The organism is Gottfriedia sp. NPDC058432 (genome assembly GCF_042721555.1).
Classification (GTDB): Bacteria; Bacillota; Bacilli; order Bacillales; family Bacillaceae_G; genus Gottfriedia.
This window is the reverse complement of record NZ_JBHXLC010000003.1, coordinates 95159-120066: the sequence shown is the minus strand read 5'-3', so window position 1 is coordinate 120066 and position 24908 is coordinate 95159. Positions and strand designations below refer to the sequence as shown.

The window sequence follows — 24908 nt, the reverse complement described above, 5'->3', positions numbered from 1 at the left end:
GCAAAATGTGATATAATATGCGAAGAATGTTTTTTGATGGAGAGGATAGTATGGCAACATATACGCCAATGATTGAGCAATATTTAAATATAAAGAAAAATTACCAAGATGCATTTTTGTTTTTTAGACTTGGTGATTTTTATGAAATGTTTTTTGAAGATGCAATTAAGGCATCTCAAGTTTTAGAAATTACTTTAACCGGACGAGCAGGAGGAACTGAAGAACGAATTCCGATGTGCGGAGTACCATTCCATTCTGCTGCTGGATATATAGAACAATTAGTTGAAAAAGGATATAAAGTAGCTATTTGTGAACAAGTCGAAGATCCAACTGTTGCAAAAGGAGTAGTTCGAAGAGAAGTTGTTCAGTTGATTACTCCAGGGACGCAAATGGAAGGTAGATCGATTGATGAAAAGCAAAATCATTATATCTCAACATTATCAGAAGTAACACCAAGTTCATATGCTTTAGCTTGGATTGATTTGACGACTGGTGAGGGCAATGCTTTATTACTTAGTGGATCAATTGAAGAAGCAGTTTTAAAAATTGCAGCAACTGGTACGAAAGAAGTAGTCGTAAATGAAGATTTTTCTTCTAAAGCGATTCAAACACTTGAAAAAAGCTTTTCAATTACCGTTTCATTTGAAGAGAACGATCGTTTATCAGAGGAGTTTACAAATGTTGTAAAGTCAATTGATCAAACTAGTTTAAAAGCTACTGCTGCAAGATTATTAAATTATTTATCGAGAACACAAAAACGAACACTTTCTCATCTTCAAGAAATAATAGTCATTCATCAACATGATTTTTTAAACATGGACATGTATTCGATGAGAAATCTTGAATTAGTTGAAACACAACGTTCAAAAAACAAACAAGGTTCTTTGAATTGGTTATTAGATGAAACGAAAACAGCGATGGGTGGAAGATTACTAAAAAAATGGATTCAACGTCCACTAGTAAGTACTAAACAAATCGAGCATCGTTTGACGATTGTGGAATTGCTAATGGAAAACTATTTTATTCGTGAAGACCTGAAAGAATTATTAAAAGATGTATATGATTTAGAGCGATTAGCTGGTAAAGTCTCATTTGGTAATGTAAATGCAAGAGACTTATTACAATTAAAACGTTCACTTCAAACAGTACCTTCAATTATTCATGCTTTAAAATCAATTAGTCATGAAACGATCGATGAGCTAATTAATCAGATCGATCCATGTGAAGAGCTTCAAATGCTTTTAGAGAATGCAATTATTGAAGATGCACCTTTATCAATTAAAGAAGGAAACATTATTAAAGATGGCTTTCATAAAACATTAGATGAATATCGATTCGTTAGTAAGAACGGTAAAAGTTGGCTAATGGAATTAGAGCAAAGAGAAAGAGAAATTACGGGGATTAAGTCTTTAAAAATTGGATACAATCGAATCTTCGGCTACTATATCGAGGTAACTAGATCAAATATTAGTCAAATACCAGAAGGTCGTTACGAACGTAAACAAACGCTAGCGAATGCAGAACGCTTTATTACTGAAGAGCTAAAAGAAAAAGAAACGATGATTCTTGAAGCTGAAGAAAAAATGATTGGTTTGGAATATGAGTTATTTATTTCAATACGAGAGCAAGTAAAACAATATTTAACTAGACTTCAAACATTAGGACAAGTAATTAGTCAAATTGACGTTTTACAAAGTTTTTCTGTAGTAAGTGAAAAAAATGGATATATTAGACCAGCATTCACCGACGAAAGAGAATATATCGTGAAGAATGGAAGACATCCAGTAGTTGAAAAGGTACTTCTAGGTTCAGAATATATTCCGAATGATACAAATTTTGATGTTGATACTCATCAATTTTTAATTACAGGACCTAATATGGCTGGTAAAAGTACGTATATGAAACAAGTTGCGTTAATAAGTATATTGGCTCAAATTGGATGCTATGTACCTGCTGAATATGCGAAATTACCTATTTTTGATCAAATATTTACTAGAATTGGTGCTGCAGATGATTTAATTTCTGGACAGAGTACATTTATGGTCGAAATGTTAGAAGCTAATTATGCAATCACGAATGCAACAGATAAAAGTTTAATCTTATTTGATGAAATTGGTAGAGGAACATCAACATATGATGGAATGGCTTTAGCACAATCGATGATCGAATATATACATGATCATATCGGAGCAAAAACGCTTTTTTCTACTCACTATCATGAATTGACGGTATTAGCTAATCAACTTAAGTTTTTAAAAAATATTCACGTAGCAGCAAAAGAGCAAGATGGAAAAGTATTATTCCTTCATAAAATCTTTGAAGGTGCAGCGGATCAAAGCTACGGTATCCACGTTGCCGAATTAGCAAATCTACCAAAAGATGTGATCACTCGAGCAAAGGAACTATTAAATGATTTAGAATCAAATAATCATTCTTTTGTTAAAGAAGAAATCATAAACAAAGAACAAGTTATGATAAATAAACAAGAAACTAAAAAAGAAATTGATCAAACAGCTGACAAAGAAGATATTGGATCTCAATTAAGCTTATTTGACGATAATCAACCAAAGGTTAAAGAAGTGATTAAAAACCACCCAGTGATTGATCAATTAAAAGGTATCAATATATTAGAGCTAAATCCAATGGAAGCATTTAATTTATTATATGAACTACAAAAGCAAGTTAAAAAATAAAAGAGGGCCAATTGGCCTTTCTTTTTGTTAATAGTTAAAATTATGATAACTGCATAATGTACTATACCTTTTTTTAATGTAAGGTTCATTTATCTAGAGAGGAGGTTCACTTATGTCAAAGATACAGAAGTTAGATGAAATTTTAGCCAATCAGATAGCCGCAGGTGAAGTTGTAGAACGTCCTGCATCAGTAGTTAAGGAATTACTTGAGAATGCAATTGATGCAGTTAGTACACGTATTACAGTTGAAATTAACGACGGTGGACTCTCACGAATTTTTGTAAGTGATAATGGCGAAGGGATGACAAAGGAAGATAGTATCCTTGCATTCGAGCGACATGCAACTAGTAAAATAAAAGATGAAAATGACTTGTTTCGAATACGTACATTAGGCTTCCGAGGTGAAGCATTACCGAGTATTGCATCTGTTAGTTATGTTACAGTAAAAACATCAACCGAAGACGGACCTGGAATTGAAACAATTTTAAAAGGTGGCGTTTTGCAATCTCAAAAAGAAATTGCTAAATCAAAAGGGACAAGTATTGAAGTTTCAAATTTATTTTTTAATACACCAGCTAGATTAAAATATATGAGAACGGTTCAAACAGAATTAAGTAATGTAACGGACGTTGTCTATCGATTAGCATTAGCAAATCCACAAATCGCTTTTGATTTGAAACATAATGATAAATTAATGTTCCGTAGTAATGGAAATGGCGACGCAAGACAAATTCTTGCTTCATTATACGGTCTACAAATTGCAAAAAACATGGTTCATTTTAAAGGTGAGTCATTAGATTTTCAAATTGAAGGCTATTTATCTATGCCAGAATATACACGAGCAACTAGAAACTATATATCACTATATGTAAATGGAAGATATGTAAAACACTATGGCGTAAATAAATCAATTAGTGAAGGCTATCATACTTTGCTACCAATTGGCCGTTTTCCAATCGTTTCGTTATTTATTAAAATGGACCCTCAATTAGTCGATGTAAATGTACATCCAACAAAACAAGAAGTTCGTTTTAGTAAAGAGGATCAATTATTTACATTAATTACTGAAAGTATAAAAAAAGTTTTTAGAGGCCGTTCCCTTATTCCAGAGATAAAGTCAACAGTACCAAAGGAAAAAGTATTTAGTGAACAATCTACATTTTCGTTTGAACATTCTTCTATAAAAGAAGACGTAGAAAAGAAATTACCGTTCTCGCTTCAAGACCGTTATAATACTAATTCGAATTATTCAGATGAAACTAATGAAACGGTCAATGTAGAAAATTCAACTGAATTCGATTCAATTACTCAAATTGATTCATCAACCCCAACCGATTATGAGAGTCTTTATTTTGAAAAGCATGAATCGAATAAAGATGTAAGGTATTCAAATATTGTAAATGAAGACGACCAATCAAATAAAGAAGAAACAGTTATTGTTAACGAAGATGTATATGATGAGCAAAATATAGACCAATTACCTCCTTTATATCCAATCGGGCAAATGCACGGAACATATATAATTGCTCAAAATGAAAAAGGCTTATATTTAATTGATCAACATGCCGCACAGGAACGTGTTTACTATGAATATTTTAAGGAAAAAATAGGGGAAGTTGCATCAGAACTACAAACTTTATTAATTCCAATCACATTTGATGTTTCACCAGAGCAAGCTATTTTATTAGACCAATACCATGATGAACTCCAAGAAGTTGGACTTTTTATCGAGAAGTTCGGATCGAATAGTTATGTCATTCGTGAACATCCAAATTGGTTTCCAGAAGGGCAAGAGGATACATTAATCGATGAAATGATTCAAGAACTATTAAAACGCGGAACAATTAATATCAAAAAACTGCGTGAAGAAAAAGCCATCATGATGAGCTGTAAAGCGTCAATAAAAGCAAATCAATATATAACAAACGATGAAATTTTTAATCTATTAGAATCGTTGAGAAAATCAAGCAATCCATTTACATGCCCCCATGGACGTCCAATCGTGATTCATTTTAGTTCATATGAACTTGAGAAAATGTTTAAGCGCGTTATGTAATATTATATTTTTAAAGTGCTGTTGTCCCATAAATCAGGTTAACTGAATATGGGACAACAGCACTTTTTTATATGCGGGAGGTATTTTTTGCTGCACCATCTATTTGAAGTCGATTCTTTTTATAAAACTTAGCAGATTTTTATCTGTTTTTTATTCGATTTAGTAAGAAGAGCTTATTTGCAAATGTTCCAATTGTAAGTAGCCAGTTTCGGTTCGTAATACCTTAACTGGTATGGGTAATGTTTTACTTTATGCGATTCTTCGAGATTTAATTGCAGTCTTACTAATTTTATTTGCGGTTATCAGATTTTAATTGGGGTTTTGCTATATTTATTTGTGATTTTCAGATTTTAATTGTATTTAGTTGATTATTTGATACAAAAGTTTAAAAAAGGGTATTCTTAATAATGTTGCCTACTACTTATGGGCGGAATAAGTCTATTCTTTTTTGTAAACTTTCTAAGACTTCTTCTGGAATTTTCCTTATCTTAATATCTTCACCTAAATAAAGTAGCCAATTTGTAAACTCGGTTAATTCTCCAGAATTTTTAACATTAATATAAGTTCTTAGAATGGCTGTGGATTGGTAAGGATTTGTATAAGAAATTGAGACTTTTAAAGGATGGTACTTTTTAAACTGAGCAATCGCCATCGGGCCAAGTTCAAATATAAGATTAATTTCTTCTTCTTGCTTACTTAGTATTTCTAAAATTCTTTTTTTACTTAATCTTTTTTTTGTATGGTGTGGTATGACATCGATGAGATTGTCGACAGGGAAAATCTTTTTCTTTTCATCCAATAAGTCAAAGCCTTCAATTAGCCAAAAGCCTTTTTCATGATATAGATGCAAAAGATAAATCGGATAAGAAATTAATTCAGACTCTTCTTTGATGGTAATCAATAAACAAGTATCCAATAGAAGGATTTGGATGAGTTTTTCTAACATTGGATGAGGTAAATCTGATAGATCAAGTAAGTCGGGATTTTTTGGATTAGTCCCTTCAAAAAGCAATATTTGATTTAAATGAACAAGTTCATCTTGTTGGTTTTCTGTGATGAGACCAAGTAATTTTTCTGTTAAAGATTGACGACTTTTTAGATAAGGGAGTTGTTTATTTCTTGTGGCCATAAATGCAATAAATAGAGCTTTTATCTCATTATCTGTAAAGCGAACAGTTGGAAGGACAGAGTTGTTCATTACAAAATAACCCCCATCTCTTCCAACTTCAGCGACAAGAGGCATACCCATCGCTTCAATTTCTTTGACATCTCTTAGAGCAGTTGAACGGGAGATGTTAAATTCTCGCATGATTTCTGAAATTGTGAATTTTGCTCGATTGTTTATATATCGCATGATGATATTAATACGTTCAACTTTTTTCATCGGTATCTCCTAAACAGTATCATTTTTTGACATGATTTAAGTTTATTATAAACTTATCAGCTGATGAAATAAATCGCTTGATAAATTTAAAAAAAGGAAGGTTTTGAATATGACAAGTTATAAATTAGAAGAAAAAGACAGTTTTAGAGTTTTAGGTATTGGTATTGAACTTAAAAGCGATTATAAAGATTATGCAGGGATCAACAAAGAAAAGGAAAACTTCTGGGGTGCGATTAAAGAAGATGGTAGATTGAAGGCTTTAAAAGCCATTGCTACAAATGACTATATTTTTTCTGTAAACGAAGCTGTGAATAACAAGATGATGCATTATGCTGGAGTCATGACAGAAGCAACAGTACCTGAGGAATCTAGAGATATCCAATTCCCTAAAGGAGTATACCTAGTTGTAGAAGGAGAAGGGAATACAGCTGATGAATTGTGTAATAACCTTGCTGGCATCGCCTTTGGTCAAGTATTACCAGAAGTAAGGGATTTTGCATATGTTGGTGGGCCAAATGCAGCGGTTATTATGGGAAATCGAAACGGCTTAGTCTTTGGAGAAATGTGGATTCCTGTTGTAAAGAAATAATGAATTAAAGGGGAATATTAAATGGGTAAAATCTCTGGTGAAGAATACAATCGTATATTGAGATTATTCCGTTTAAATAGTAAAGAAGTATGGACGGTTACTACATTTGTTCATACTTCTTTTTTTGCTTGTTTAGCACCCTACACTAGATCTAAATAGCCCCAACTGTCTCTACAAAAAAGTAAACTTTTGAGCACCCTCTTATAAAATGCTACTTAACAACTCCAATCACAAAACCATCAAATCCTTTTAATCCAACTGTCTGAATTGCAGTTGAGTCAATACGTGGGTCAGAAGCTAATAGATCCATTAATTTTCGTACACCTTTGACACTTTCATCTTGATTTGTTTGATAAATCACTTCACCGTTTCTAACAACATTATCTACAATTATTAATGCCCCAGAGGTTGCTAATTTTAATGCCCAATTTAAATAGTGGGGATTATTTGGTTTATCGGCATCAATAAATATGAAATCAAAAATTGAATTTGATTCTTTTAGAAATGGTAGTGTATCTAATGCTTTTCCGATTATTATTTCCACTTTATTTTGCAATTTTGCTTCTATGATATTTTTTTCGGCTACTTTTGCGTGCTCATGGCTAATTTCTAAGGTTGTTAATTTTCCATCTTCGGGAAGTGCACGAGCTAACCAAATACTACTATATCCACCTAAAGTACCGATTTCTAAAATGTTTTTAGCGCCTTTAATTTTTGCTAATAGATAAAGTAATTTACCTTGAGTAGGAGACACATCTATACTAGGTAGACCGGCATGATAATTTGCAAGTAATACATTTTCTAAAATAGAATCATTCGGAATTAGTTTTTCTATGAAATATTCATCAACATCGTTCCAAATTACGTTATTAGGCAAGATTACTTCCTCCTTACATTGTACTGTTTAAAAAAAAGTATATGGGATTGTTTCATAAAAATGCTTCTACAGGAAAAAAGTCATATACAATAAAATTATATTAACTAGTACTTAATCGGTTTGTTTTATAAAATTGTGTTTGCTAAAATAAATAGGTAGTAAAATTAACCAGTAGAGGAGATTTTTACATGATTAATAAAATCGGTAAAGTTACTGTTTATGTAGAAAATCAAGAGCAAGCAAAAGATTTTTGGATTAATAAAATGGGGTTTGTTTTAAAAATAGAAATGCCAATGGGACCAGATGCGAAATGGATTGAAGTAGGTCCAAGCGAAAGCGAATTTACTACTTTAGTTCTTTACTCTAAATCTTCTATGGAACAATTTAAACCAGATAAAATAGCTCATCCATCTGTACTTTTTAGTACAACGGATATTGAAGCAGCTTATGAAAAAATAAAACAAAACGGCGTAAAAGTTGATGATTTGATGAAAATGCCATACGGTTCAATGTTTAATTTCTACGATCAAGATGGTAATGATTATTTATTAAGAGAAGACAAATAATACATAATAAAAAGAGTTGTATCCAATTAGGGAAACAACTCTTTTTTACTTAAATAAGATGTTCGAATTTAACTCGTTTATTTAAATAGTACATAATCGGTATACCAACAACCATCACTACAAATTCACCAATGGCTGTAGTTAAATAAGTCATTGGGAAAGGTAAATGAAATGCTAGCTTTAATTCGATTGCGATTAAGAACATAGTAATCGTAAAGACAACAGTGTTAACAATCATTCTCGGAATAATACCTTTTATAAATTTTGATGTAGCAATTGTAATTAATAAAGAAATAATCGATTGGCCAACACCAAAGACTAAATCATATGCCATTATTGGAGAAAAGAAAAAATTAGCTAGTATAACTCCTAAAACTACTCCATATATGTACTTTTTATTAAAAACGACTAAGTGATTAAATATTTCGGATACACGAAACTGTACGTTCGTAAACCCGAACGGTTGAATAAAGTACGTTACTGCAATATATAGTGCAGCAAATACTCCATTAACAGTAATTGTCTTTAACTTCATTTTGTTTCTCCTTAGTTTTTTTTCGTGGGAGGTTTTCGAACCACGTAAAAAATATTTTTTTAAACGTAAGAATAAATATTATACTTAAAAATATTTTTAGTCAATAATAAAAAAGAAATTAATTATGAAAATAAGTTAAAAAAAATACTTTATTAAGAATATATTATACTGGTATAATTAGTGAATCGAAACAATTTATTTTTCTTTCAGTTTAAAGTGAAAGGACTGACAAAATGACAATTCCTTCTAATCCATATATATTAGTATTTGGTGTTTCTATATGTGATATTATCGGATTTACGAAAAAAAATTATCGTCCATATGATTCAAATCCAGGCAGTGTAAAAGTATCGTTTGGTGGTGTTTGCCGTAATATTGCAGAAAATATGGCAAAGATTAACATAAACACAAAGTTTATTTCAGTCATCGGTGATGATATCAATGGAATCAACATGTTAAATCACGCAAAAAACTTGAACATAGATATGGAAGATACATTAATTATTAAAGGTGAATCTACCCCAACCTATTTAGCTATTTTAAATGAAAGCGGAGAAATGGTCTCTGCAGTAGTAGATTTAGATATCACAAACAATTTTACAATGGAGTTTATTGACTCCAAAGCAGAAGTTATTCGAAATGCTGAATATATGGTAGTTGACGCGGATAATCCAAGTATTTTGGCTTATTTATTAACAAATTTCCATATGGATACAAAATTTATTTTAGATCCAGTTTCTGCTTCAAAAGCTTCAAAAATAAGAGATTATATTCAATATTTTCATACGATTAAACCAAATCGCCATGAAGCTGAAGTATTATGTGGATTTGAAATTACTTCTGTTGAAGATGTACGAAAAGCTGGCAGATATTTTAGAGAATTAGGCGTAACAAATGTTTTCATTAGTTTAGATGCAGAAGGAATTTATTATAATGATGGAGTAGAAGAAGGAATTATCCAAGCAGATGGAGTTTCTGTTGTGAATGTAACAGGAGCGGGAGATGCTTTAGTTGCTGGGATCGGATATGGCTATATGAATAATATGAGCATTATCGAAACCGTTAAATATTCTGTTTCAATGTCTTCTATTACAATCTCACATGTCGATACGATTAACCCGAATATGTGTTGTAACGTTGTAGATCACCATATTAATGAACTTAATTGGGTAGAAATGCAATTTTAGTTGAGAACCTTTTAGTGGGTTCTTTTTTTGTTTTTGATTAGAAAAGGTGCTAGTATTTTAAGGTTAATAGCAGTTAAATTTAAATCTGCAATTAAAATTAGTAAATCAGCAAATATAATAAGTGAAACTGCAAATAAAATTGATGAATTCGCAAATAAAATGATCTAACTGCAAATAAGGCCACAAACAACCTTTAAATAATATAAAAAGGCTGATTTTTTAAAAAAAATGATAATATTATTAAATCAACAACATAAGAAAAGAACCTCGCTTTATGCAAGGTTCTTTTCCTCATTAAAGAGAGCGTACTAAAATATCTCTAGCACTTTCCTTATCTAAAATTTTGTAACCACCAACTACTGGTTTTACGAAGGATTTTTCTACTAATTCGTCTAAACGTGAGTCGTCAATTTGGTAATCTGCTAATCGGTTTGGTGCACCGATTGAGTTCCAAAAACTTCTTAGTGCTTGGATTCCTTCTTCTGCAACTTGCTTTGTTGTTTTTCCTTCTTCTGAAATTCCAAAAACATTTGTTGCTAGCATTTTAATTCTGCTTGGATCATAGTCTAAGCAGTGGCTTAACCAGTTAGGGAATAGGATTGCTAATCCACCGCCGTGTGGAATATCGTAAATGGCAGATACTGCGTGTTCAATTTGATGTGATGCCCAGTCGCCGCCATCTGTACCATTTAATAATGTATCATTAAAGGCTGTCGTTCCAGCGTACATAATTGTTTCACGTAAATCATAGTTTTCTAAATCCTTAACAAGCTTTCCTCCAGCTTCGATTACAGTAATTAATAAACTTTCGATAAAGCGATCAATCATAGGTGTATTGCTAACACGGTGGAAATATTGCTCTAATGCATGTGACATAATGTCGACAATTCCATAGATTGTTTGATCGATTGGAACCGAGAATGTATAAGAAGGATCTAATATTGAAAATTTAGGAAAAACGAGTGGATTACTCCATCCTCTTTTTTCATTTACATCCATATTTGATATAACTGATGTGCAGTTCATTTCTGAACCAGTTGCAGCTAAAGTTAAAACAGTACCAAAAGGAGTTGCACTTGTTGGTTGAGATTTTCTAGTAATAACATCCCACACATCTCCTTCATATGGAACGCCAATTGCAATAGCTTTAACACAGTCGATTACACTACCGCCGCCTACAGCTAAAATAAAATCAATTTTTTCATCTCTACAGATTTGAATACCTTTATTCACCGTTGTTAGTCTCGGATTTGGTTCAACTCCAGAAAGTTCAAAAATCGTTTTACTACTTAATTGGTTCATAACGTCATCATATACGCCATTTTTTTTAATACTGCCGCCACCATAAACAATCAGGATACGGTTATAATCTTGTACTTCATTTGATAATTGTTCAATTTGATTTTTCCCAAACCATAATTTAGTTGGGTTATGTTGTAAAAATGGAATCAAGGTCTTGCTCCTTCTAGTTGTACTTACTTATTTTTTAGTGTTGTATTTAGCAATTCAGCTTGTTGAATGGCTAATTGATCTTCTACTATTGCTCCAGGTGAATTTCCTGTTCCAATAATATATCCTTCAAGTGTTGCTCCAACAAATTCGAATATATGTTTAAATTGTAAAATTAATGGTAGTGCTTTAATTTTTGGCTGATCGCCACCAACAATTACGACATACATTTTTTTGTTTTTCATTTTTTCAGCGAATTGGAGATCTTTATTACGAAGACTTTGAGACCAACGATCAATAAAGTTTTTCATGTAACCACTCATACCATACCAATATAAAGGTGTTGAAAAAATAATCGTATCATGCTGTAGCATTTCTTTAATAATTTCTTCGTAATCATCATCAATTGGTTGGAAGCCATTGGGCTCGTGTCTTTGGTCGTTAATCGCCTTAATATTTTTATGACGTAATTGCACTTCCGTTTTGGCAACATCTTTTGTAATGAGATTTGTTAGCTGCTCTGTATTTCCGTTTTCCCTAGAACTACCATGAATGATAAACATATTGTTTCCACTCCTTTTTGAATAAATTATGATTGTAATTATGAATGATTACGATCCTAAAATAAAGTACGTACTAAAAAGTGCCTATAAAACTATTTGGAAAATCTAAGTCTATAGGACTAAGTTTGTTTTTTTATAACTGATAAATATTTGAACTATAATTTATTTGTATGCTATATTTTATGAACCTTTACTGTTGACTGCAAAATCATTGATAGGACAATAGTTATAATATGCACAAAATATGGTGATTTTGTAGTTTTCATTTGTACTAAAAAAATTGACTAAAATTATCTTAATTTTAATTAAATAGTAATTAGCAATGATGGAGGATATATGAAAGAATATAATATGCCGATTGAAGCAGCGATTGAGGTAATAGGTGGTAAGTGGAAGTGTATTATTCTTTGCCATTTAGAAACAGGTAAAAAAAGAACGAATGAGCTTAGAAAACTGATGCCTAAAATAACTCAAAAAATGTTAACACAGCAATTAAGAGAGTTAGAAGCGGATGGACTAATTAATCGTATTGCTTATGATCAAATTCCGCCTAAAGTGGAATACGAATTAAATGAATACGGTAAATCAATGAAACCAATTTTGGATCTTTTATGTGCATGGGGCGGAAATCATATAAAGAAAAGTAATACGAATTAATCCTAAAAGTTAAAAAATTAAGAAACGACAAAAAATTTATTTAATTGAAAATTTTTTGAAGGAATTTAAAAAGAAGTGTAGAAATATTTATTTTAAAGACTACTATATAAATGTAAAATCGGCTCATAAAACGATCATTACATTTATATAGTAGTAAAGGTTGTGTGTTCGTTAGGGAATTTCCCATATATTTCTAAATGGTATTCTTGGCGAATTGTCATCCTTGTTAAGAATTTTTTTTATGCGGTTATTTGTTTTGTAAGCGTTTACTTAACGCTCTTACATAGTTTTTTCTTTTCTTTACAAAAATCGTAATTTATAGGGGGAAATTAAAATGAAACAAGATGAATTAAAACAAACAAATACTAACTATGATGTTTTTCCAGTATCAGATGTTCATCATTTAGAACTATATGTAGGGAACGCGAAACAAACAGCTTATTTCTTCGCAAACACTTTTGGATTTACACCAGTAGCATACTCTGGTTTAGAAACAAAAGTACGTGATAAAGTTTCTTACGTATTAAAAAATGGTACAATTCGTCTAGTTATTACTGGATCTTTAAAAGAAGATACTAAAATTGCTGAGTTTATTAAAAAACATGGCGATGGTGTTAAAGATATCGCTTTATTAGTTGATGATATCGAAGCAGCGTATCAAGGTGCAGTAAGCCGTGGAGCGATTAAAATTTTACCTCCAACTGAAGTTAGTGATGAATATGGTACAGTTAAAAAAGCTGTAATCGGAACTTATGGAGATACAATTCACACATTAATCGAAAAAGGCGACTACAATGGTCCTTTCTTACCAGGATATAAAGATCGTGCTTTCACAATTCCAGTAAATGAAACAGGTTTAATCGCATTAGACCATGTAGTTGGTAACGTTGAAAGAATGGAAGAATGGGTTTCTTATTATGAAAACGTAATGGGATTCCAATCAATGATCCATTTTGACGATGACGATATTAGCACTGAGTATTCTGCATTAATGTCAAAAGTTATGACAAATGGTAGCAGAATTAAATTTCCAATTAATGAACCAGCTGAAGGTAAAAAGAAATCACAAATTCAAGAGTACTTAGACTATAACAATGGACCAGGCGTACAACATATTGCTTTATTAACTGAAGATATCGTTGATACAGTTACTAAGCTTAGAGCTCTAGGTGTAGAATTCTTAAAAACACCAGATACGTATTATGATATGTTAACAGAGCGCGTTGGAAAAATTGATGAAGATATTGAGAAATTAAGAGAATTAAAGATATTAGTTGACCGTGATGATGAAGGGTATTTATTACAAATCTTTACTCGTCCAATCGTTGACCGACCAACTTTATTTATTGAAATTATTCAACGTAAAGGTGCTAGAGGATTCGGTGATGGTAACTTTAAAGCATTATTCGAATCAATCGAGCGTGAGCAAGAACTTCGAGGAAATCTATAAGGAGTTGTAACAATGGAAATTAGACCGGATACTTTACCATGGCAAGATGCTTATAAGCTGTTAATTGGTTCAGTGTTGCCTCGTCCGATTGCATTTGTTTCAACTGTAAACTTAGAAGGTGTAGCGAATGTTGCACCTTTTAGTTTCTTTACAGCGATTTGTGCTGACCCGATGTTAGTGTGCTTTGCACCTATGATTAGAGGTACAGACGGCGAGAAAAAAGACACATTAAAAAATATTGAACTGACGAAACGATTCATTATTAATATTGTAAGTGAAGAAATTTGCGAACAAGTTAATAATGCTGCTGCAGATTTTCCGTATGGAGTAGATGAATTTGAACAAGTTGGCCTTACAAAAGTCGATGGGACAACTGTACAAGTTCCTCGAGTAAAAGAAAGTTTAGTAGGACTAGAATGTGAGCTTCATGAGCTACTACATTTTGGTGAGAACAAAGGTGCTGGAAGTTTAGTAATTGGTAAAGTCGTTAATGTTCATATAAATGATGAATTATATGCAGATGGCAAAATCAATACTGAAAAGCTAAATCCAGTTGGCCGCCTTGCTGGACATTCTTACACACGTGCTATTTCTGATACTTTTGCAATTGAAAGAAAAAGGTGAAGGTATGAAATTTATAACTTTTCAATATGATGGTAATGAGCGTGCAGGTTTATTAGTTGAAGATCAAGTAATCGACCTTAATAAAGCTAGTAATGGCCGAATTCCAGCAGATTTACTAACGATTCTAGAAAACTATGATTTATATAAAAATGAAATAGCAGAAATATCAGGAGAAGGTATTCCACTTTCTTCTGTTCAATTGCGAGCACCATTACCAAGACCACAAAGTATCCGTGATTTTTATGCCTTTGAGGAGCATGTAAAAACTGCTCGCGGCAGAAGAGGTCTAGAGATGATACCTGAGTGGTATGACGTACCAGTTTTCTATTTTACGAATCATCGAGCGGTTATTGGACCTGAAGATTATGTAAGCATTCCAACTAATTGCAAAAAGATGGATTTTGAATTAGAAATCGCTTGTATTATCGGTAAAGAAGGTAAAGATATCCCTGTTGAAGAAGCCGATGATTATATTCTTGGATATACAATTTTGAATGACTGGAGTGCTAGAGATATTCAAGCACATGAAGTAAAAGTTGGCTTAGGTCCATCAAAAGGTAAGGATTTTGCTACTTCTCTAGGACCTTGTATTGTAACAAAAGATGAAATTGAGAAATTCAGAACAGGTAAAAGCTATGATTTGAAGATGACAGCTGCAGTTAATGGCAAAATCATTTCTAGTGGCAATTTTTCTACAATTTATTATTCCGTTCCAGAATTAATTTCTCATGCATCAAAAAATGTAACGCTATTCCCAGGTGATGTAATTGGCTCCGGAACGGTTGGAACAGGTTGTATCTTAGAACTTGGTGAAGAAAAACATCGCTGGTTAGAAGATGGAGATGTTGTTGAGTTAAGCATTACTGGTTTAGGTACATTACGAAATACTGTAAGAAAGTGAGGGGAAGCGTGTGTATTATCGTAGTCTAGGTAAGATTCCAAAGAAAAGACATATTCAATTTCGAAAAGAAGATGGGTCATTATACCGAGAGCAGGTAATGGGTACAAAAGGATTTTCAGGCACTCAATCTATTTTATATCATAACCATATGCCTACTTCAGTTAGTGAAACATCATTTTATAAATCACTTCAAATCGAATTTGAAGAACAGACATCATTACAACACCGCCATATTCGTACAAACAATTTAGAGCGTACAGGCGATGCTTTAGAAGGAAGAGTATACGTTTTAGGTAACTCTGATCTATTAATTGCAGTTGCAAACGTAACAGAGGAAAGCAAACATTTTTATCGAAATGGTGAAGGAGATGAAATGTTCTTTGTCCATTACGGTTCAGGTGAAATCCAAACAATGTTCGGAACAATCACGTACAGTAAAGGCGATTATATCATGATCCCTATTGGAACAATTTACAAAGTAGTTCCAAATGATGATACGAAGTTTTTAATTGTTGAGTCTAATAGCCAATTAACAACTCCAAGACGTTATCGAAATGAATATGGCCAAATGCTTGAGCATAGCCCATTTTGCGAACGTGATTTTAGAGGACCAGAAACGTTAGAGACATATGATGAAAAAGGTGAATTTACTGTTTTAACTAGAGCAAGAGGAAACCTTTATAAACATGTCTTAACTCATCATCCATTTGATGTAGTAGGATGGGATGGGTATTTATATCCATGGGCATTTAATATTGAAGATTTCGAACCGATTACAGGAAGAATTCATCAGCCACCACCAGTACATCAAACATTCGAAGGACATAATTTTGTAGTGTGTTCATTTGTTCCAAGGATGTATGATTATCATCCTGAAGCAATTCCGGCACCTTATGTTCACAGTAATGTAAACAGTGATGAAGTCCTTTACTATGTAGAAGGAAACTTTATGAGTAGAAAAGGAATCGAACAAGAGTCTATTACATTACATCCATCAGGTATTCCACATGGACCACATCCAGGTAAAACTGAAGGTAGTATTGGAAAGAAAGAAACATTAGAACTAGCAGTTATGATTGATACATTCAGACCACTTTACGTAGTAAAAGAAGCACATCAATATGAAGATCCGGCTTATATGGGTAGTTGGCTTGAAAAGTAGAGTCTTATGATTCTACTTTTTATTTGAATTTGAAACAAGCTATTTTCAAAATAACGCAGGCAATATGGAACTAGATAATTTGAAATATTCTTGAAAATAGGACTAGATTAACAGCTTAATAATATGATAAACTGACAACATTATACAAAACTTTGAATAAAAGGAGAAATAAGCATGTACGTGAAACCACAAATTTTGACTCTTCAAGCATACACACCAGGAAAGCCAAGTGAAGTAGTCATGCGTGAATATGGTCTAGACAAAGTAGTAAAACTTGCATCAAATGAAAACCCATTCGGATGTTCTCCTAAAGTTTTTGAAGAACTACGTAATGTAGTAAGTAAGTTTGCGATTTATCCAGATGGTGCGACAGAAGAAATTAGTAAGAAACTAGCGAATTTCTTAAATATACAGCCAGATCAATTAATATTCGGAAGTGGTGCTGACGAAGTTATTCAAATGATTAGTCGAGCGTTGCTAACGAAAGAACATAATATTGTACAAGCATCTCAAACTTTTTCACAATATGCTCATCACGCAGTTATAGAAGGTGCTGAAGTAAGACCAGTTCCTTTAGTTAAAGGTGTACACGATTTAGATTCTATGCTTGCACAAGTAGATGCGAATACTAAAATTGTTTGGATTTGTAATCCAAATAACCCAACAGGTACATATATTGGAAGCCGCAAATTAGTCGAGTTTTTAGAAAAAGTACCAAGCACTACTTTTGTAGTTGTTGACGAAGCTTATGTTGAATATGTATCAGCATCAGATTTCCCTGATACAATCTCATTACTAAATAAATTTGAAAATCTAATCGTTTTAAGAACTTTTTCAAAAGCATACGGCCTAGCATCATTCCGAATCGGCTATGGTATCGCAAATAGCAAATTAATTCAAGAATTAAATATTGCTAGACTTCCATTCAACACTTCAATGCTATCTCAAGTAGCAGCAATAGCAGCACTTGAAGACCAAGTCTTTATTAAAAACTGTGTTGAACAAAATAAAAAAGGCATGGATCAATACGAAGAGTTTTTCAACAGTTATGGTATCGAATACTATCCATCTCAAGCAAACTTTATATTTGTGCCACTTGAAAACAGCCAGGAAATCTTTAAGGATTTAGAATCAAAAGGATACATTATCCGTTCTTTCCCTAATGGAATCAGAATTACAATCGGAACTGCTGCTGAAAATGAAGGATTAATCTTACATTTGAAGCCAGCATTAACGAAAAATACTTCTACAATCTAATGAATAAGTAAATCGTCAAAGATGGGGCCCAATACCCTACTATATAGCTAATATAATCACACGAAAAATCCGCTACAAAAAATGGAGCGGATTTTTCTTTTTTATAAAATAGGTGATGTGAGAAAGTAAAATCTCCTTTCCCATTTTATAAACAGCTACTTAAACGAAGAAATAGAGGATAAATATTAACTTATCCTCTATTCCTATATTTAATAATTTAGTTATTATACAGTTAAAACTTGAAATGCTTGTCTTAATGCTTCCAATCCATCTTTATAAATCCCATGGAATAGATTGATTACTTCCTCATCAGTTACATCCACAGGAGTAAAACTACCAGACCACTCAACAATTGATTTATTTCGATCTGAATGCTCTTGAACACGTATTGTCGATTGATAGTTTGTAACTGGGAATGGTGCTTTCATTATTGAGTACGTATAAAAACGCTCTTTATCATTGAATGCTTCAAGGCGTTCAACAATTGCATCGCCATCCGGATTTGCCAAACTACGAACACGTCCACCTTCTAATAATTCACTACTTGGGATATATGGTAACCAATCTGGTAGCGAATTGAAACCGCCAATTAATTGCCATACTTTTTCAGAATTTGCTGGAATTTCCATTGTAACGATTGTGTTAGCCATTTTATATCGCTCCTATCATATAGTTATTATTTAATGTCGATTGGTAGTGGTGCATTTTCTGATACTAGTTTTTGTTCTCTCATTTCATGCCAGAATGTAGCTGGAATTACTTCATTTAATGCTGCTTGGTCTTCGGCAATTCGCTCTGGTTTACTTGCACCTGGAATGACTGTTGCAACTGCTGGATTTGCTAATGAGAATTGAAGAGCTGCAGCTTTCACACTGATACCATGTCGATTTGCAATTCCTTTGATTTTCTCAACTTTCGAGATAATTTCAGGTGATGCTTTTTGATACTCGAAGTGAGTTCCACCAGCTAGAATACCTGAGCTATATGGTCCACCAACGATAATATCAACATTTTGTTTAGCAGCTTCAGGCATTAATCGTTGAAGCGCACGATCGTGATCCAAAAGTGTATAACGACCAGCTAATAAACTAACATCGGGTTTGTATTCACCTAATTCTAATGCGATTTCGATTGGTTCTACTTTATTAACACCAAGTCCCCAAGATTTAATAACACCTTCATCTCGTAATTGAGAAAGTACGCGGAAAGCTCCAGTGCGAGCAATTTCAAACTGTGCAATCCAATCGTCACCATAAAAGTCTTGTGCAATATCATGAACATAGACAATGTCTAAACGATCTGTTTTCAAACGATTTAAACTTTGTTCGATTGAACGTAAAGTTGCGTCAGCACTATAATCGTTCACAAGCTTATTCTTACGTCCAAATTCAAAAACTCCACCTTTTTCACCTAAGTCTCGTGCAGAAACGTCTTCTAGTTCATCTAAAATTAAACGTCCCACTTTTGTACTTAAAACATAATCATCACGATTGTATCTTGATAATACTTCTCCAAGGCGGATTTCAGCTAGACCTGCACCATATAGTGGCGCTGTATCAAAGTAGCGAATGCCATTATCCCAAGCTGCTACAACAGTTGCGTATGCTTCCTCATCAGGGATGTTACGGAACATATTTCCGAGTGGGGCAGTTCCAAAACCTAATTTTCCTTGAAATAAGTTATTCTCTTTCATATAAATCCTCCTATATATATTAATCTTCATGTAAAATATGAAGTTAAGTTAAATTTTAGTTAGAGAATAGAAATTAGATGATTAAAGATGACCTCTAAGGAATCTATTCTCTACAGTTGTTATTATGGAATAAATTTATAAAGAAAAAAAGAACGTACTTTAAAGTGCGATAGTAACTTGTATGTTCTATAGGCACATTTTGGTTACATAAGAACTTAGTAGTAATTGTTCATGATTATAAAATAATATTTGTGACCTGATGGAATTGAACAGATTAAAATCAAAATATGTCATCGTCCGCAATAGGCATTAAAAAATGACTCCGGTTGAGTTCCAGAGTCATTTAAAGAATTCTCTTTTTATGTGTTCACTTTATTGGGAACAATTCATTTTTTTAAACACAGTATTAACTAGGGAATTTTATACCTAGTAATTTTTCACTGATTTCCCATAGATACTTAGCATTTTCTACATCTCTCGCCCAAGGACGAATACCGGGCCCTATTTCTTTTCCAGAGACAGCTTTTGCTATATCAACATTTTCGCAATAAAGACCGCCTAACCCGATTAACTGTTTACTTGTAGCACACCAAACGATGGTAGCTGCGCCTTCTTCAATGGTTTTCCATTCATCATTATATTCATTAAAGACTCTTTTACCTGATGTGTCTAGAGCACCCATTGACTGCATTTCTTTATCAGTTAAATTCCTAGATAAATCGGTCACAATTGTCCCAGGATGTACTGAAAAGGATCTAATACCATATGATTTTCCTCTATTATCTAATTCTAAAGAAAAAAGTGCGTTAGCAGTCTTTGATTGGCCGTATCTTGCTATTTGTCATATTTACGATTCGCAAAGTTTATATCCGAAAAATCAATATCACTTATTCGATGGCCTCTTGAAGAAAGTGGAACAACTCTTGCACCGTTTGCTTTGACTAGTGCCGACCACAAGAGAGAAACTAAATGAAAATGTCCAAGATGATTAGTAACAAACTGTGATTCATAACCTAAATCATTACTTACTAACGGTACGGCCATAATTCCAGTACAATTAATTAATAGATCTAGTGGTCGATTAGAATCAAGAAAACGTTTTGCAAATTTTTCAATTGATTTGTGATTAGAGAGGTCTAATGTTTCTATTTCGATCCCATTTCATTTTTTTAAAGATTTCATTGCTTTTTCTTGTGTTCGAGCTGGAACAATTACAGTTACACCAGCTTCAGATAATACACGTGTCGTTTCAAGACCAAGTCCAGAATAACCGCCAGTCACAATTGCAATTTTCCCCTGTAAATTTAGATCTCCAATTACTTCAGACGCAGTTGTTCTAGCACCATATCCAGATTGTATGGGTTCTTGTATTGATAATTTATCGTTATTACTATTCATTTTTTGTCCTCCATCTCCATGTATTACTTATATTAAAACCTATTTTCCACCACCAGCTAAATCCTTAAAATTTTTTAGTTTATATCTTATAGTTTCAAGTATTTTTTTTCTTTCTTCTATTTGTTCCTCTATATTCGAAGCATGATTTTTAAGTAATTGATAGCATTCATCGAAGTTTTTTTGATTATAAAAATCAATATATTCTTTAATATTTGAGAGAGGCATTTCAGTTCGTTTTAAATAAGTTATAAATTTTATATATTGTACTTCAGAATCAGTATATTCTTTATAACCCCGGTTATTTTTAATTGGAGTAGGTGCCATTCCTATTTTTTCATAATAGCGAAGAGTATCCATCGATAAATTAGTCAGTTCTGCAACTTCTGAAATTCGATATCGGTTCAAACAAATCACCTCCTATTCGATATAGTAACTTTAATAGGTGGTGTTTACTCCATGTCAAATAGTTTAATTTTGTATATTGTTCAGTAAGAAACACGCGAATTCCAATATATGGTAATATTAATTTGTTCAATATGTATTTAAAAAGGAGCGGAGGTAAATATGAACCAACTAAATGTTAATTTCGAATATAAGCAAAAAGAAAAGAAAAATGGTAATCGTTTTGTTTCTGTAAGAGATAAAGGGGAGAATGCTTTACTGGAAGTTGAGAAGAAAGGGAATCTAGTAGAAATTATTACTTATTGGAGGAATGAAAAAACAACTAAGTTCACTATTCCATTAGAACTCTTTGAAAAGATATTTAATGATATTCAATAATGCTAACTAATATAAATTGGTAGGTGAATAAGGTGGAATATACGTTTCTTGGATTATTGTTAATCATTGTTTTTGTTCTGATTACAACGGTTATTGATAAACTTAATAAATTAGAGAATCGAATGAAAAATATAAAGATTACTTTAGATCAGATTGCTACGGTAATAGAAGTACCCGAACATCATCCAATTAATAATGAATTGCGTAAACTCATAAATGAAGGAAAAGAAATTCAAGCAATTAGAGAAGTTCGAACTGTTTTAGGACTTTCATTATTAGAAGCTAAACAGTATGTAGACACTTTAAAAATGTGATTTCTTTTCCTACATATAACGAATAAAAGCAAATAAATTACGAATTGTATTTAGCGAAATCAGAATAGAGTCTGGCATTATTCAATATTTGGTAAAATTTGATTTCGTTCTAGTAAAATCCATAATTGTTCCGTGATTTCTTCTGCGGTAATTGGCATTGATTGAGTGATCCACCATTCAATCACCCCAATTGTTGCAGAAGACCAAAACTGAATAAGGAACTCTTTGTTCATATTTTGATTCAATTCATTTAAATTCAATTGATCTCTCATTCCATCTTTCATTACACTTAATAATTGATTTCTGAATGTGGGAACCCCAGTATTCGTTAACAAAGTATGGTAAAAGAAAGAGTTTTTCTCTAAATAGATAAACGTCCTTAGTAAAGGTGTTTTAGATGGAAAACTTCCGGAGCCTTCAGGCAAACAAGATATTAATAATTCTTTTATCTCTCTTTCTATACATTGCTCTAATAAATCGAATTTGTCTTTGTAATGCAAATAAATTGTCCCTCTATTGACGTCCGCTTTTTCTGCAATTGAATTAATGGTGATACTTTCAAAATCATTCTCCGCCATTAAACTAATTAGTGCATCCTCAATCGCTTTTTTAGATTTTCTGATTCTCTTATCCATAAAATACTCCTTCATTTATCATTTCATATAAGAATTGCTTTAGTAGATTAATTATAATGAACAACTGTCTAAAAAGAAACAAATGTACTTTATTAAACTTTTGTTGAACAAATAGATTTAATTTGTTCATTATTAAACAAAATCAGCTTGATTAACCATTGATACAGCGATCGTCTGTTGCTAAACTTCTAGATATTAGACGTTTGTTCAATAAAAAACAAATGTCCAGTATTATTTCCGTAAATCTTTAGCGATTAAGATTCGATAGAATAGGAGTACTATGATGAAAGTATTAATTTTTGGTGCTGGTGTTTTGGGAAGTTATCTTGCTCACTCTTTAGTAAAAGGAGGGAATGATGTAACTGTTTTAGCTAGAAGTAAAAGATATGAACAATTGAAACAAGATGGACTTGTTATTCGTCATTATTTCCAACGAAAAAATACCGTTGATTCAGTTAACATTATTGATAAACTTGAACAAGACGACTACTACGATCTTATATTTGTCGTAATGAAATATAATCAATTTCCTTCTGTCCTACCGGTATTAGCACAAAATATAAGTAAAAACATCGTGCTTGTTGGGAATAATGCTGATTCGGCAAATATGCAAAGATTCCTAAATGAAAATAGCAACGTCAAAAAGAATATAGCCTTTGGTTTTCAACTTAGTGGAGGGAAACGTGAAGAAAGTGGGCGTATCATTTCGATTCGTGGTGGGGGGCAAATGGTAATCGGTAGTTTGGAAGGTGACATACCTTTTAAAGCAACTTTAGAGAAAGCTTTTAAAGAAGCAAAGTATAAATTAACATATCATGATCATATTGATGGCTGGCTTAAAAGTCACCTCATACCAATTGTTGCGATGAACTCAATCCATTATCTAAATAACTTTGACTTTAAAAAAATAGCAAATGATAAGAATGCATTACTACAGATGATTTCTGCAATGGATGAGGGCTTTATGGTGTTAGAAAAATTGGGATACAAAATTGATCCAGCTTTTCAAGTGAAATTGGTACGTAGATATCGAAATATTGCATACCATGGATTGAAAATATTTCATAAACTTCCAATGAATAATATGATTGAAGGATCCTTTAGTGAGATTGAAGCCATTTATAGAACATTCGATCAGTTACAAAAGGAAGCGAATATTTCAACACCAATTTGGGATGACCTTAAAAAGCAATCGATTGATCAGTATAGAGATGAATTTATACACTAAGGTTTACTTCAGTAATAAGGTATATTATATTTATTGAATAGATTCTCTTTAAAGACAACAAAAGTAGGTGAACAAAGTGGGAAAATATCAATTGGATACGAAAGGTCAGCAAGCTGTTGCAAAGTTTCATGAAAAACAGACGCCTGCCAAATTTGATAAAAAGCAGCAACTTGAAAAAATGCGTGCGGAGTATTTGAAAAATAAGCAAAAAAAAACAGATAAATAATGTGAATGAAGACATAGGAAGACTAAATTCTCCCTATGTTTTTTTATTTGAAGTTTTTTTAAAATTGATAAATGAGTTTATTATTCTCATAAATTTCAGATTCGGCGACAAAAAACTTGTCATCACATATTCATACTCCACTCAATAGAGCAGTAGTTATTTTGGATAAACCAGTAATCTCTAACAGAAATTTTTAAAACATTTGGATACTCACTTAGCGGGATTTAGAGTGTATAATGAAAATATTATCGTAAAATTCGCTTATACACTTATTAGGCAGAATGTGATTTTAAAATACACCAAAACAGTATTGGAGCATTTATGAATAAACTTAAAGAATTTTATTGGGATATGTTATATAGGTTGTTTGGAATTCAGCCTAAAAATGCAGGTTGGACATCATTTTCACCATTGAAAATTGTACCTGAATATACAGTTAACTTGGAAAAAGGTCAAGTTACAGGAGAAGTAAAATATAATGAAAAGATATACATGACTGTTATTGTAGATGTTCAAAATGAGAGAATTGTGGTAAAAGGAGGGATTAGAAGAATTCTAAAACAAACAAAACCATTTAAGAAGCATAATTACATAGAAATTATTAAAGATGAGGCTGAATATTTTATTAAAAACAAAATAGCTAATCCAAAGGAACACTATGATAAGCCCTTCAAATAAGGCATG

28 protein-coding genes, 1 pseudogene and 1 riboswitch are annotated in these 24908 nt (G+C 32.3%); of the genes and pseudogenes, 18 read left to right on the top strand and 11 right to left on the bottom strand.

The window, feature by feature from the left end:
- Positions 1 to 50: 50 nt before the first annotated feature.
- Together mutS and mutL are read left to right on the top strand one after the other, a co-directional pair.
- Positions 51 to 2693 (top strand): DNA mismatch repair protein MutS, encoded by a 2643-nt coding sequence (mutS, locus tag ACFWM3_RS04780; RefSeq protein WP_390310521.1) that lies wholly within the window; start codon positions 51 to 53, stop codon positions 2691 to 2693.
- A gap of 112 nt (positions 2694 to 2805) precedes the next feature.
- Positions 2806 to 4749 carry a DNA mismatch repair endonuclease MutL gene (gene mutL / locus ACFWM3_RS04775; protein ID WP_390310520.1) on the top strand — a complete coding sequence of 648 codons (1944 nt, stop codon included), beginning with the start codon at positions 2806 to 2808 and terminating at the stop codon, positions 4747 to 4749.
- 421 nt (positions 4750 to 5170) lie between these two features.
- Here mutL and ACFWM3_RS04770 read toward each other — a convergent pair whose 3' ends face one another.
- A complete protein-coding gene (locus tag ACFWM3_RS04770; protein ID WP_056470705.1) occupies positions 5171 to 6133 on the bottom strand; it encodes a helix-turn-helix transcriptional regulator in 963 nt (320 codons plus the stop codon).
- A 109-nt stretch (positions 6134 to 6242) separates the two neighbouring features.
- On the opposite strand from ACFWM3_RS04770, the gene ACFWM3_RS04765 reads away from it, so the two are divergent.
- Positions 6243 to 6722 carry a GyrI-like domain-containing protein gene (locus ACFWM3_RS04765; RefSeq protein WP_390310519.1) on the top strand — a complete coding sequence of 160 codons (480 nt, stop codon included), beginning with the start codon at positions 6243 to 6245 and terminating at the stop codon, positions 6720 to 6722.
- 21 nt (positions 6723 to 6743) lie between these two features.
- Complete coding sequence (locus ACFWM3_RS04760) at positions 6744 to 6881, top strand: hypothetical protein (RefSeq protein ID WP_390310517.1); 138 nt, start codon at positions 6744 to 6746, stop codon at positions 6879 to 6881.
- 52 nt (positions 6882 to 6933) lie between these two features.
- Here the strand turns inward: ACFWM3_RS04760 and ACFWM3_RS04755 are convergent, their stop codons facing one another.
- Positions 6934 to 7599: an O-methyltransferase gene (locus ACFWM3_RS04755; protein WP_390310515.1), complete on the bottom strand. Its 666-nt coding sequence runs from the start codon at positions 7597 to 7599 to the stop codon at positions 6934 to 6936.
- 188 nt (positions 7600 to 7787) lie between these two features.
- On the opposite strand from ACFWM3_RS04755, the gene ACFWM3_RS04750 reads away from it, so the two are divergent.
- Entirely contained in the window at positions 7788 to 8165 is a 378-nt protein-coding gene (locus ACFWM3_RS04750; protein WP_390310514.1) for a VOC family protein, read from the top strand.
- A 49-nt stretch (positions 8166 to 8214) separates the two neighbouring features.
- Here the strand turns inward: ACFWM3_RS04750 and ACFWM3_RS04745 are convergent, their stop codons facing one another.
- Complete coding sequence (locus tag ACFWM3_RS04745; protein WP_056470694.1) at positions 8215 to 8700, bottom strand: QueT transporter family protein; 486 nt, start codon at positions 8698 to 8700, stop codon at positions 8215 to 8217.
- 5 nt (positions 8701 to 8705) lie between these two features.
- A riboswitch (PreQ1 riboswitch) is annotated at positions 8706 to 8750 on the bottom strand.
- A 183-nt stretch (positions 8751 to 8933) separates the two neighbouring features.
- Here ACFWM3_RS04745 and ACFWM3_RS04740 point away from each other — a divergent pair.
- A complete protein-coding gene (locus ACFWM3_RS04740) occupies positions 8934 to 9887 on the top strand; it encodes a carbohydrate kinase family protein (RefSeq protein WP_390310512.1) in 954 nt (317 codons plus the stop codon).
- A gap of 27 nt (positions 9888 to 9914) precedes the next feature.
- Positions 9915 to 10055 carry a hypothetical protein gene (locus ACFWM3_RS04735; protein ID WP_156339665.1) on the top strand — a complete coding sequence of 47 codons (141 nt, stop codon included), beginning with the start codon at positions 9915 to 9917 and terminating at the stop codon, positions 10053 to 10055.
- Positions 10056 to 10181: 126 nt separating this feature from the next.
- Here the strand turns inward: ACFWM3_RS04735 and ACFWM3_RS04730 are convergent, their stop codons facing one another.
- Together ACFWM3_RS04730 and ACFWM3_RS04725 are read right to left on the bottom strand one after the other, a co-directional pair.
- Positions 10182 to 11339 (bottom strand): iron-containing alcohol dehydrogenase, encoded by a 1158-nt coding sequence (locus tag ACFWM3_RS04730; protein ID WP_390310510.1) that lies wholly within the window; start codon positions 11337 to 11339, stop codon positions 10182 to 10184.
- A gap of 23 nt (positions 11340 to 11362) precedes the next feature.
- A complete protein-coding gene (locus ACFWM3_RS04725; protein ID WP_056470685.1) occupies positions 11363 to 11899 on the bottom strand; it encodes a flavodoxin family protein in 537 nt (178 codons plus the stop codon).
- A gap of 336 nt (positions 11900 to 12235) precedes the next feature.
- Here ACFWM3_RS04725 and ACFWM3_RS04720 point away from each other — a divergent pair, with 336 nt between their 5' ends.
- From ACFWM3_RS04720 to hisC, 6 genes are all read left to right on the top strand, one after another.
- Positions 12236 to 12556: a winged helix-turn-helix transcriptional regulator gene (locus ACFWM3_RS04720; RefSeq protein WP_390310509.1), complete on the top strand. Its 321-nt coding sequence runs from the start codon at positions 12236 to 12238 to the stop codon at positions 12554 to 12556.
- A 334-nt stretch (positions 12557 to 12890) separates the two neighbouring features.
- On the top strand, positions 12891 to 14006 hold the full coding sequence (hppD, locus tag ACFWM3_RS04715) for a 4-hydroxyphenylpyruvate dioxygenase (protein WP_056470680.1): 1116 nt from the start codon (positions 12891 to 12893) through the stop codon (positions 14004 to 14006).
- Between the two features lie 12 nt (positions 14007 to 14018).
- Positions 14019 to 14630 carry a flavin reductase family protein gene (locus tag ACFWM3_RS04710; RefSeq protein ID WP_056470678.1) on the top strand — a complete coding sequence of 204 codons (612 nt, stop codon included), beginning with the start codon at positions 14019 to 14021 and terminating at the stop codon, positions 14628 to 14630.
- A 4-nt stretch (positions 14631 to 14634) separates the two neighbouring features.
- Positions 14635 to 15531 carry a fumarylacetoacetate hydrolase family protein gene (locus ACFWM3_RS04705; protein WP_390310507.1) on the top strand — a complete coding sequence of 299 codons (897 nt, stop codon included), beginning with the start codon at positions 14635 to 14637 and terminating at the stop codon, positions 15529 to 15531.
- A gap of 10 nt (positions 15532 to 15541) precedes the next feature.
- Positions 15542 to 16693, top strand: a complete 1152-nt coding sequence (locus ACFWM3_RS04700; protein WP_390310505.1) for a homogentisate 1,2-dioxygenase — start codon at positions 15542 to 15544, stop codon at positions 16691 to 16693.
- Between the two features lie 174 nt (positions 16694 to 16867).
- Positions 16868 to 17950 carry a histidinol-phosphate transaminase gene (gene hisC, locus ACFWM3_RS04695; protein WP_056470673.1) on the top strand — a complete coding sequence of 361 codons (1083 nt, stop codon included), beginning with the start codon at positions 16868 to 16870 and terminating at the stop codon, positions 17948 to 17950.
- A gap of 224 nt (positions 17951 to 18174) precedes the next feature.
- Here the strand turns inward: hisC and ACFWM3_RS04690 are convergent, their stop codons facing one another.
- The 5 genes and pseudogenes from ACFWM3_RS04690 to ACFWM3_RS04670 form a co-directional block, all read right to left on the bottom strand.
- Positions 18175 to 18600, bottom strand: coding sequence for an SRPBCC family protein (locus tag ACFWM3_RS04690; protein WP_390310503.1), 426 nt, complete (start codon positions 18598 to 18600; stop codon positions 18175 to 18177).
- A 26-nt stretch (positions 18601 to 18626) separates the two neighbouring features.
- Positions 18627 to 19643: an aldo/keto reductase gene (locus ACFWM3_RS04685; RefSeq protein ID WP_056470667.1), complete on the bottom strand. Its 1017-nt coding sequence runs from the start codon at positions 19641 to 19643 to the stop codon at positions 18627 to 18629.
- A gap of 406 nt (positions 19644 to 20049) precedes the next feature.
- Positions 20050 to 20370 carry an SDR family NAD(P)-dependent oxidoreductase gene (locus ACFWM3_RS04680; RefSeq protein WP_390310501.1) on the bottom strand — a complete coding sequence of 107 codons (321 nt, stop codon included), beginning with the start codon at positions 20368 to 20370 and terminating at the stop codon, positions 20050 to 20052.
- Positions 20371 to 20477: 107 nt separating this feature from the next.
- Positions 20478 to 21041, bottom strand: a pseudogene (locus tag ACFWM3_RS04675) (SDR family NAD(P)-dependent oxidoreductase).
- A 39-nt stretch (positions 21042 to 21080) separates the two neighbouring features.
- Complete coding sequence (locus tag ACFWM3_RS04670) at positions 21081 to 21446, bottom strand: MerR family transcriptional regulator (RefSeq protein ID WP_390310499.1); 366 nt, start codon at positions 21444 to 21446, stop codon at positions 21081 to 21083.
- A 159-nt stretch (positions 21447 to 21605) separates the two neighbouring features.
- On the opposite strand from ACFWM3_RS04670, the gene ACFWM3_RS04665 reads away from it, so the two are divergent.
- Positions 21606 to 21821: a hypothetical protein gene (locus tag ACFWM3_RS04665; protein WP_390310498.1), complete on the top strand. Its 216-nt coding sequence runs from the start codon at positions 21606 to 21608 to the stop codon at positions 21819 to 21821.
- A gap of 32 nt (positions 21822 to 21853) precedes the next feature.
- On the top strand, positions 21854 to 22135 hold the full coding sequence (locus tag ACFWM3_RS04660) for a hypothetical protein (RefSeq protein WP_390310496.1): 282 nt from the start codon (positions 21854 to 21856) through the stop codon (positions 22133 to 22135).
- A 77-nt stretch (positions 22136 to 22212) separates the two neighbouring features.
- Here the strand turns inward: ACFWM3_RS04660 and ACFWM3_RS04655 are convergent, their stop codons facing one another.
- Positions 22213 to 22770: a TetR/AcrR family transcriptional regulator gene (locus ACFWM3_RS04655; RefSeq protein ID WP_390310494.1), complete on the bottom strand. Its 558-nt coding sequence runs from the start codon at positions 22768 to 22770 to the stop codon at positions 22213 to 22215.
- 283 nt (positions 22771 to 23053) lie between these two features.
- Between ACFWM3_RS04655 and ACFWM3_RS04650 the strand changes: the two genes are divergently transcribed.
- The 3 genes from ACFWM3_RS04650 (at position 23054) to ACFWM3_RS04640 (ending at position 24902) form a co-directional block, all read left to right on the top strand.
- Positions 23054 to 23998: a ketopantoate reductase family protein gene (locus tag ACFWM3_RS04650; protein WP_390310493.1), complete on the top strand. Its 945-nt coding sequence runs from the start codon at positions 23054 to 23056 to the stop codon at positions 23996 to 23998.
- A gap of 76 nt (positions 23999 to 24074) precedes the next feature.
- Complete coding sequence (locus ACFWM3_RS04645) at positions 24075 to 24224, top strand: hypothetical protein (protein WP_056470655.1); 150 nt, start codon at positions 24075 to 24077, stop codon at positions 24222 to 24224.
- 321 nt (positions 24225 to 24545) lie between these two features.
- Positions 24546 to 24902 (top strand): hypothetical protein, encoded by a 357-nt coding sequence (locus tag ACFWM3_RS04640; protein WP_390310491.1) that lies wholly within the window; start codon positions 24546 to 24548, stop codon positions 24900 to 24902.
- The last annotated feature ends 6 nt before the right edge of the window (positions 24903 to 24908 follow it).

Bases quoted from the DNA above. Each gene is read 5' to 3' on its own strand.
- hppD (WP_056470680.1), top strand. From the start codon at position 12,891: ATGAAACAAGATGAATTAAAACAAACAAATACTAACTATGATGTTTTT.
- ACFWM3_RS04760 (WP_390310517.1), top strand. From the start codon at position 6,744: ATGGGTAAAATCTCTGGTGAAGAATACAATCGTATATTGAGATTATTC.
- mutL (WP_390310520.1), top strand. From the start codon at position 2,806: ATGTCAAAGATACAGAAGTTAGATGAAATTTTAGCCAATCAGATAGCC.
- ACFWM3_RS04705 (WP_390310507.1), top strand. From the start codon at position 14,635: ATGAAATTTATAACTTTTCAATATGATGGTAATGAGCGTGCAGGTTTA.
- ACFWM3_RS04710 (WP_056470678.1), top strand. From the start codon at position 14,019: ATGGAAATTAGACCGGATACTTTACCATGGCAAGATGCTTATAAGCTG.
- ACFWM3_RS04745 (WP_056470694.1), bottom strand. From the start codon at position 8,700: ATGAAGTTAAAGACAATTACTGTTAATGGAGTATTTGCTGCACTATAT.
- ACFWM3_RS04655 (WP_390310494.1), bottom strand. From the start codon at position 22,770: ATGGATAAGAGAATCAGAAAATCTAAAAAAGCGATTGAGGATGCACTA.
- ACFWM3_RS04765 (WP_390310519.1), top strand. From the start codon at position 6,243: ATGACAAGTTATAAATTAGAAGAAAAAGACAGTTTTAGAGTTTTAGGT.
- ACFWM3_RS04720 (WP_390310509.1), top strand. From the start codon at position 12,236: ATGAAAGAATATAATATGCCGATTGAAGCAGCGATTGAGGTAATAGGT.
- ACFWM3_RS04640 (WP_390310491.1), top strand. From the start codon at position 24,546: ATGAATAAACTTAAAGAATTTTATTGGGATATGTTATATAGGTTGTTT.
- mutS (WP_390310521.1), top strand. From the start codon at position 51: ATGGCAACATATACGCCAATGATTGAGCAATATTTAAATATAAAGAAA.
- ACFWM3_RS04750 (WP_390310514.1), top strand. From the start codon at position 7,788: ATGATTAATAAAATCGGTAAAGTTACTGTTTATGTAGAAAATCAAGAG.
- ACFWM3_RS04740 (WP_390310512.1), top strand. From the start codon at position 8,934: ATGACAATTCCTTCTAATCCATATATATTAGTATTTGGTGTTTCTATA.
- ACFWM3_RS04650 (WP_390310493.1), top strand. From the start codon at position 23,054: ATGAAAGTATTAATTTTTGGTGCTGGTGTTTTGGGAAGTTATCTTGCT.
- hisC (WP_056470673.1), top strand. From the start codon at position 16,868: ATGTACGTGAAACCACAAATTTTGACTCTTCAAGCATACACACCAGGA.
- ACFWM3_RS04685 (WP_056470667.1), bottom strand. From the start codon at position 19,643: ATGAAAGAGAATAACTTATTTCAAGGAAAATTAGGTTTTGGAACTGCC.
- ACFWM3_RS04690 (WP_390310503.1), bottom strand. From the start codon at position 18,600: ATGGCTAACACAATCGTTACAATGGAAATTCCAGCAAATTCTGAAAAA.
- ACFWM3_RS04770 (WP_056470705.1), bottom strand. From the start codon at position 6,133: ATGAAAAAAGTTGAACGTATTAATATCATCATGCGATATATAAACAAT.
- ACFWM3_RS04725 (WP_056470685.1), bottom strand. From the start codon at position 11,899: ATGTTTATCATTCATGGTAGTTCTAGGGAAAACGGAAATACAGAGCAG.
- ACFWM3_RS04665 (WP_390310498.1), top strand. From the start codon at position 21,606: ATGAACCAACTAAATGTTAATTTCGAATATAAGCAAAAAGAAAAGAAA.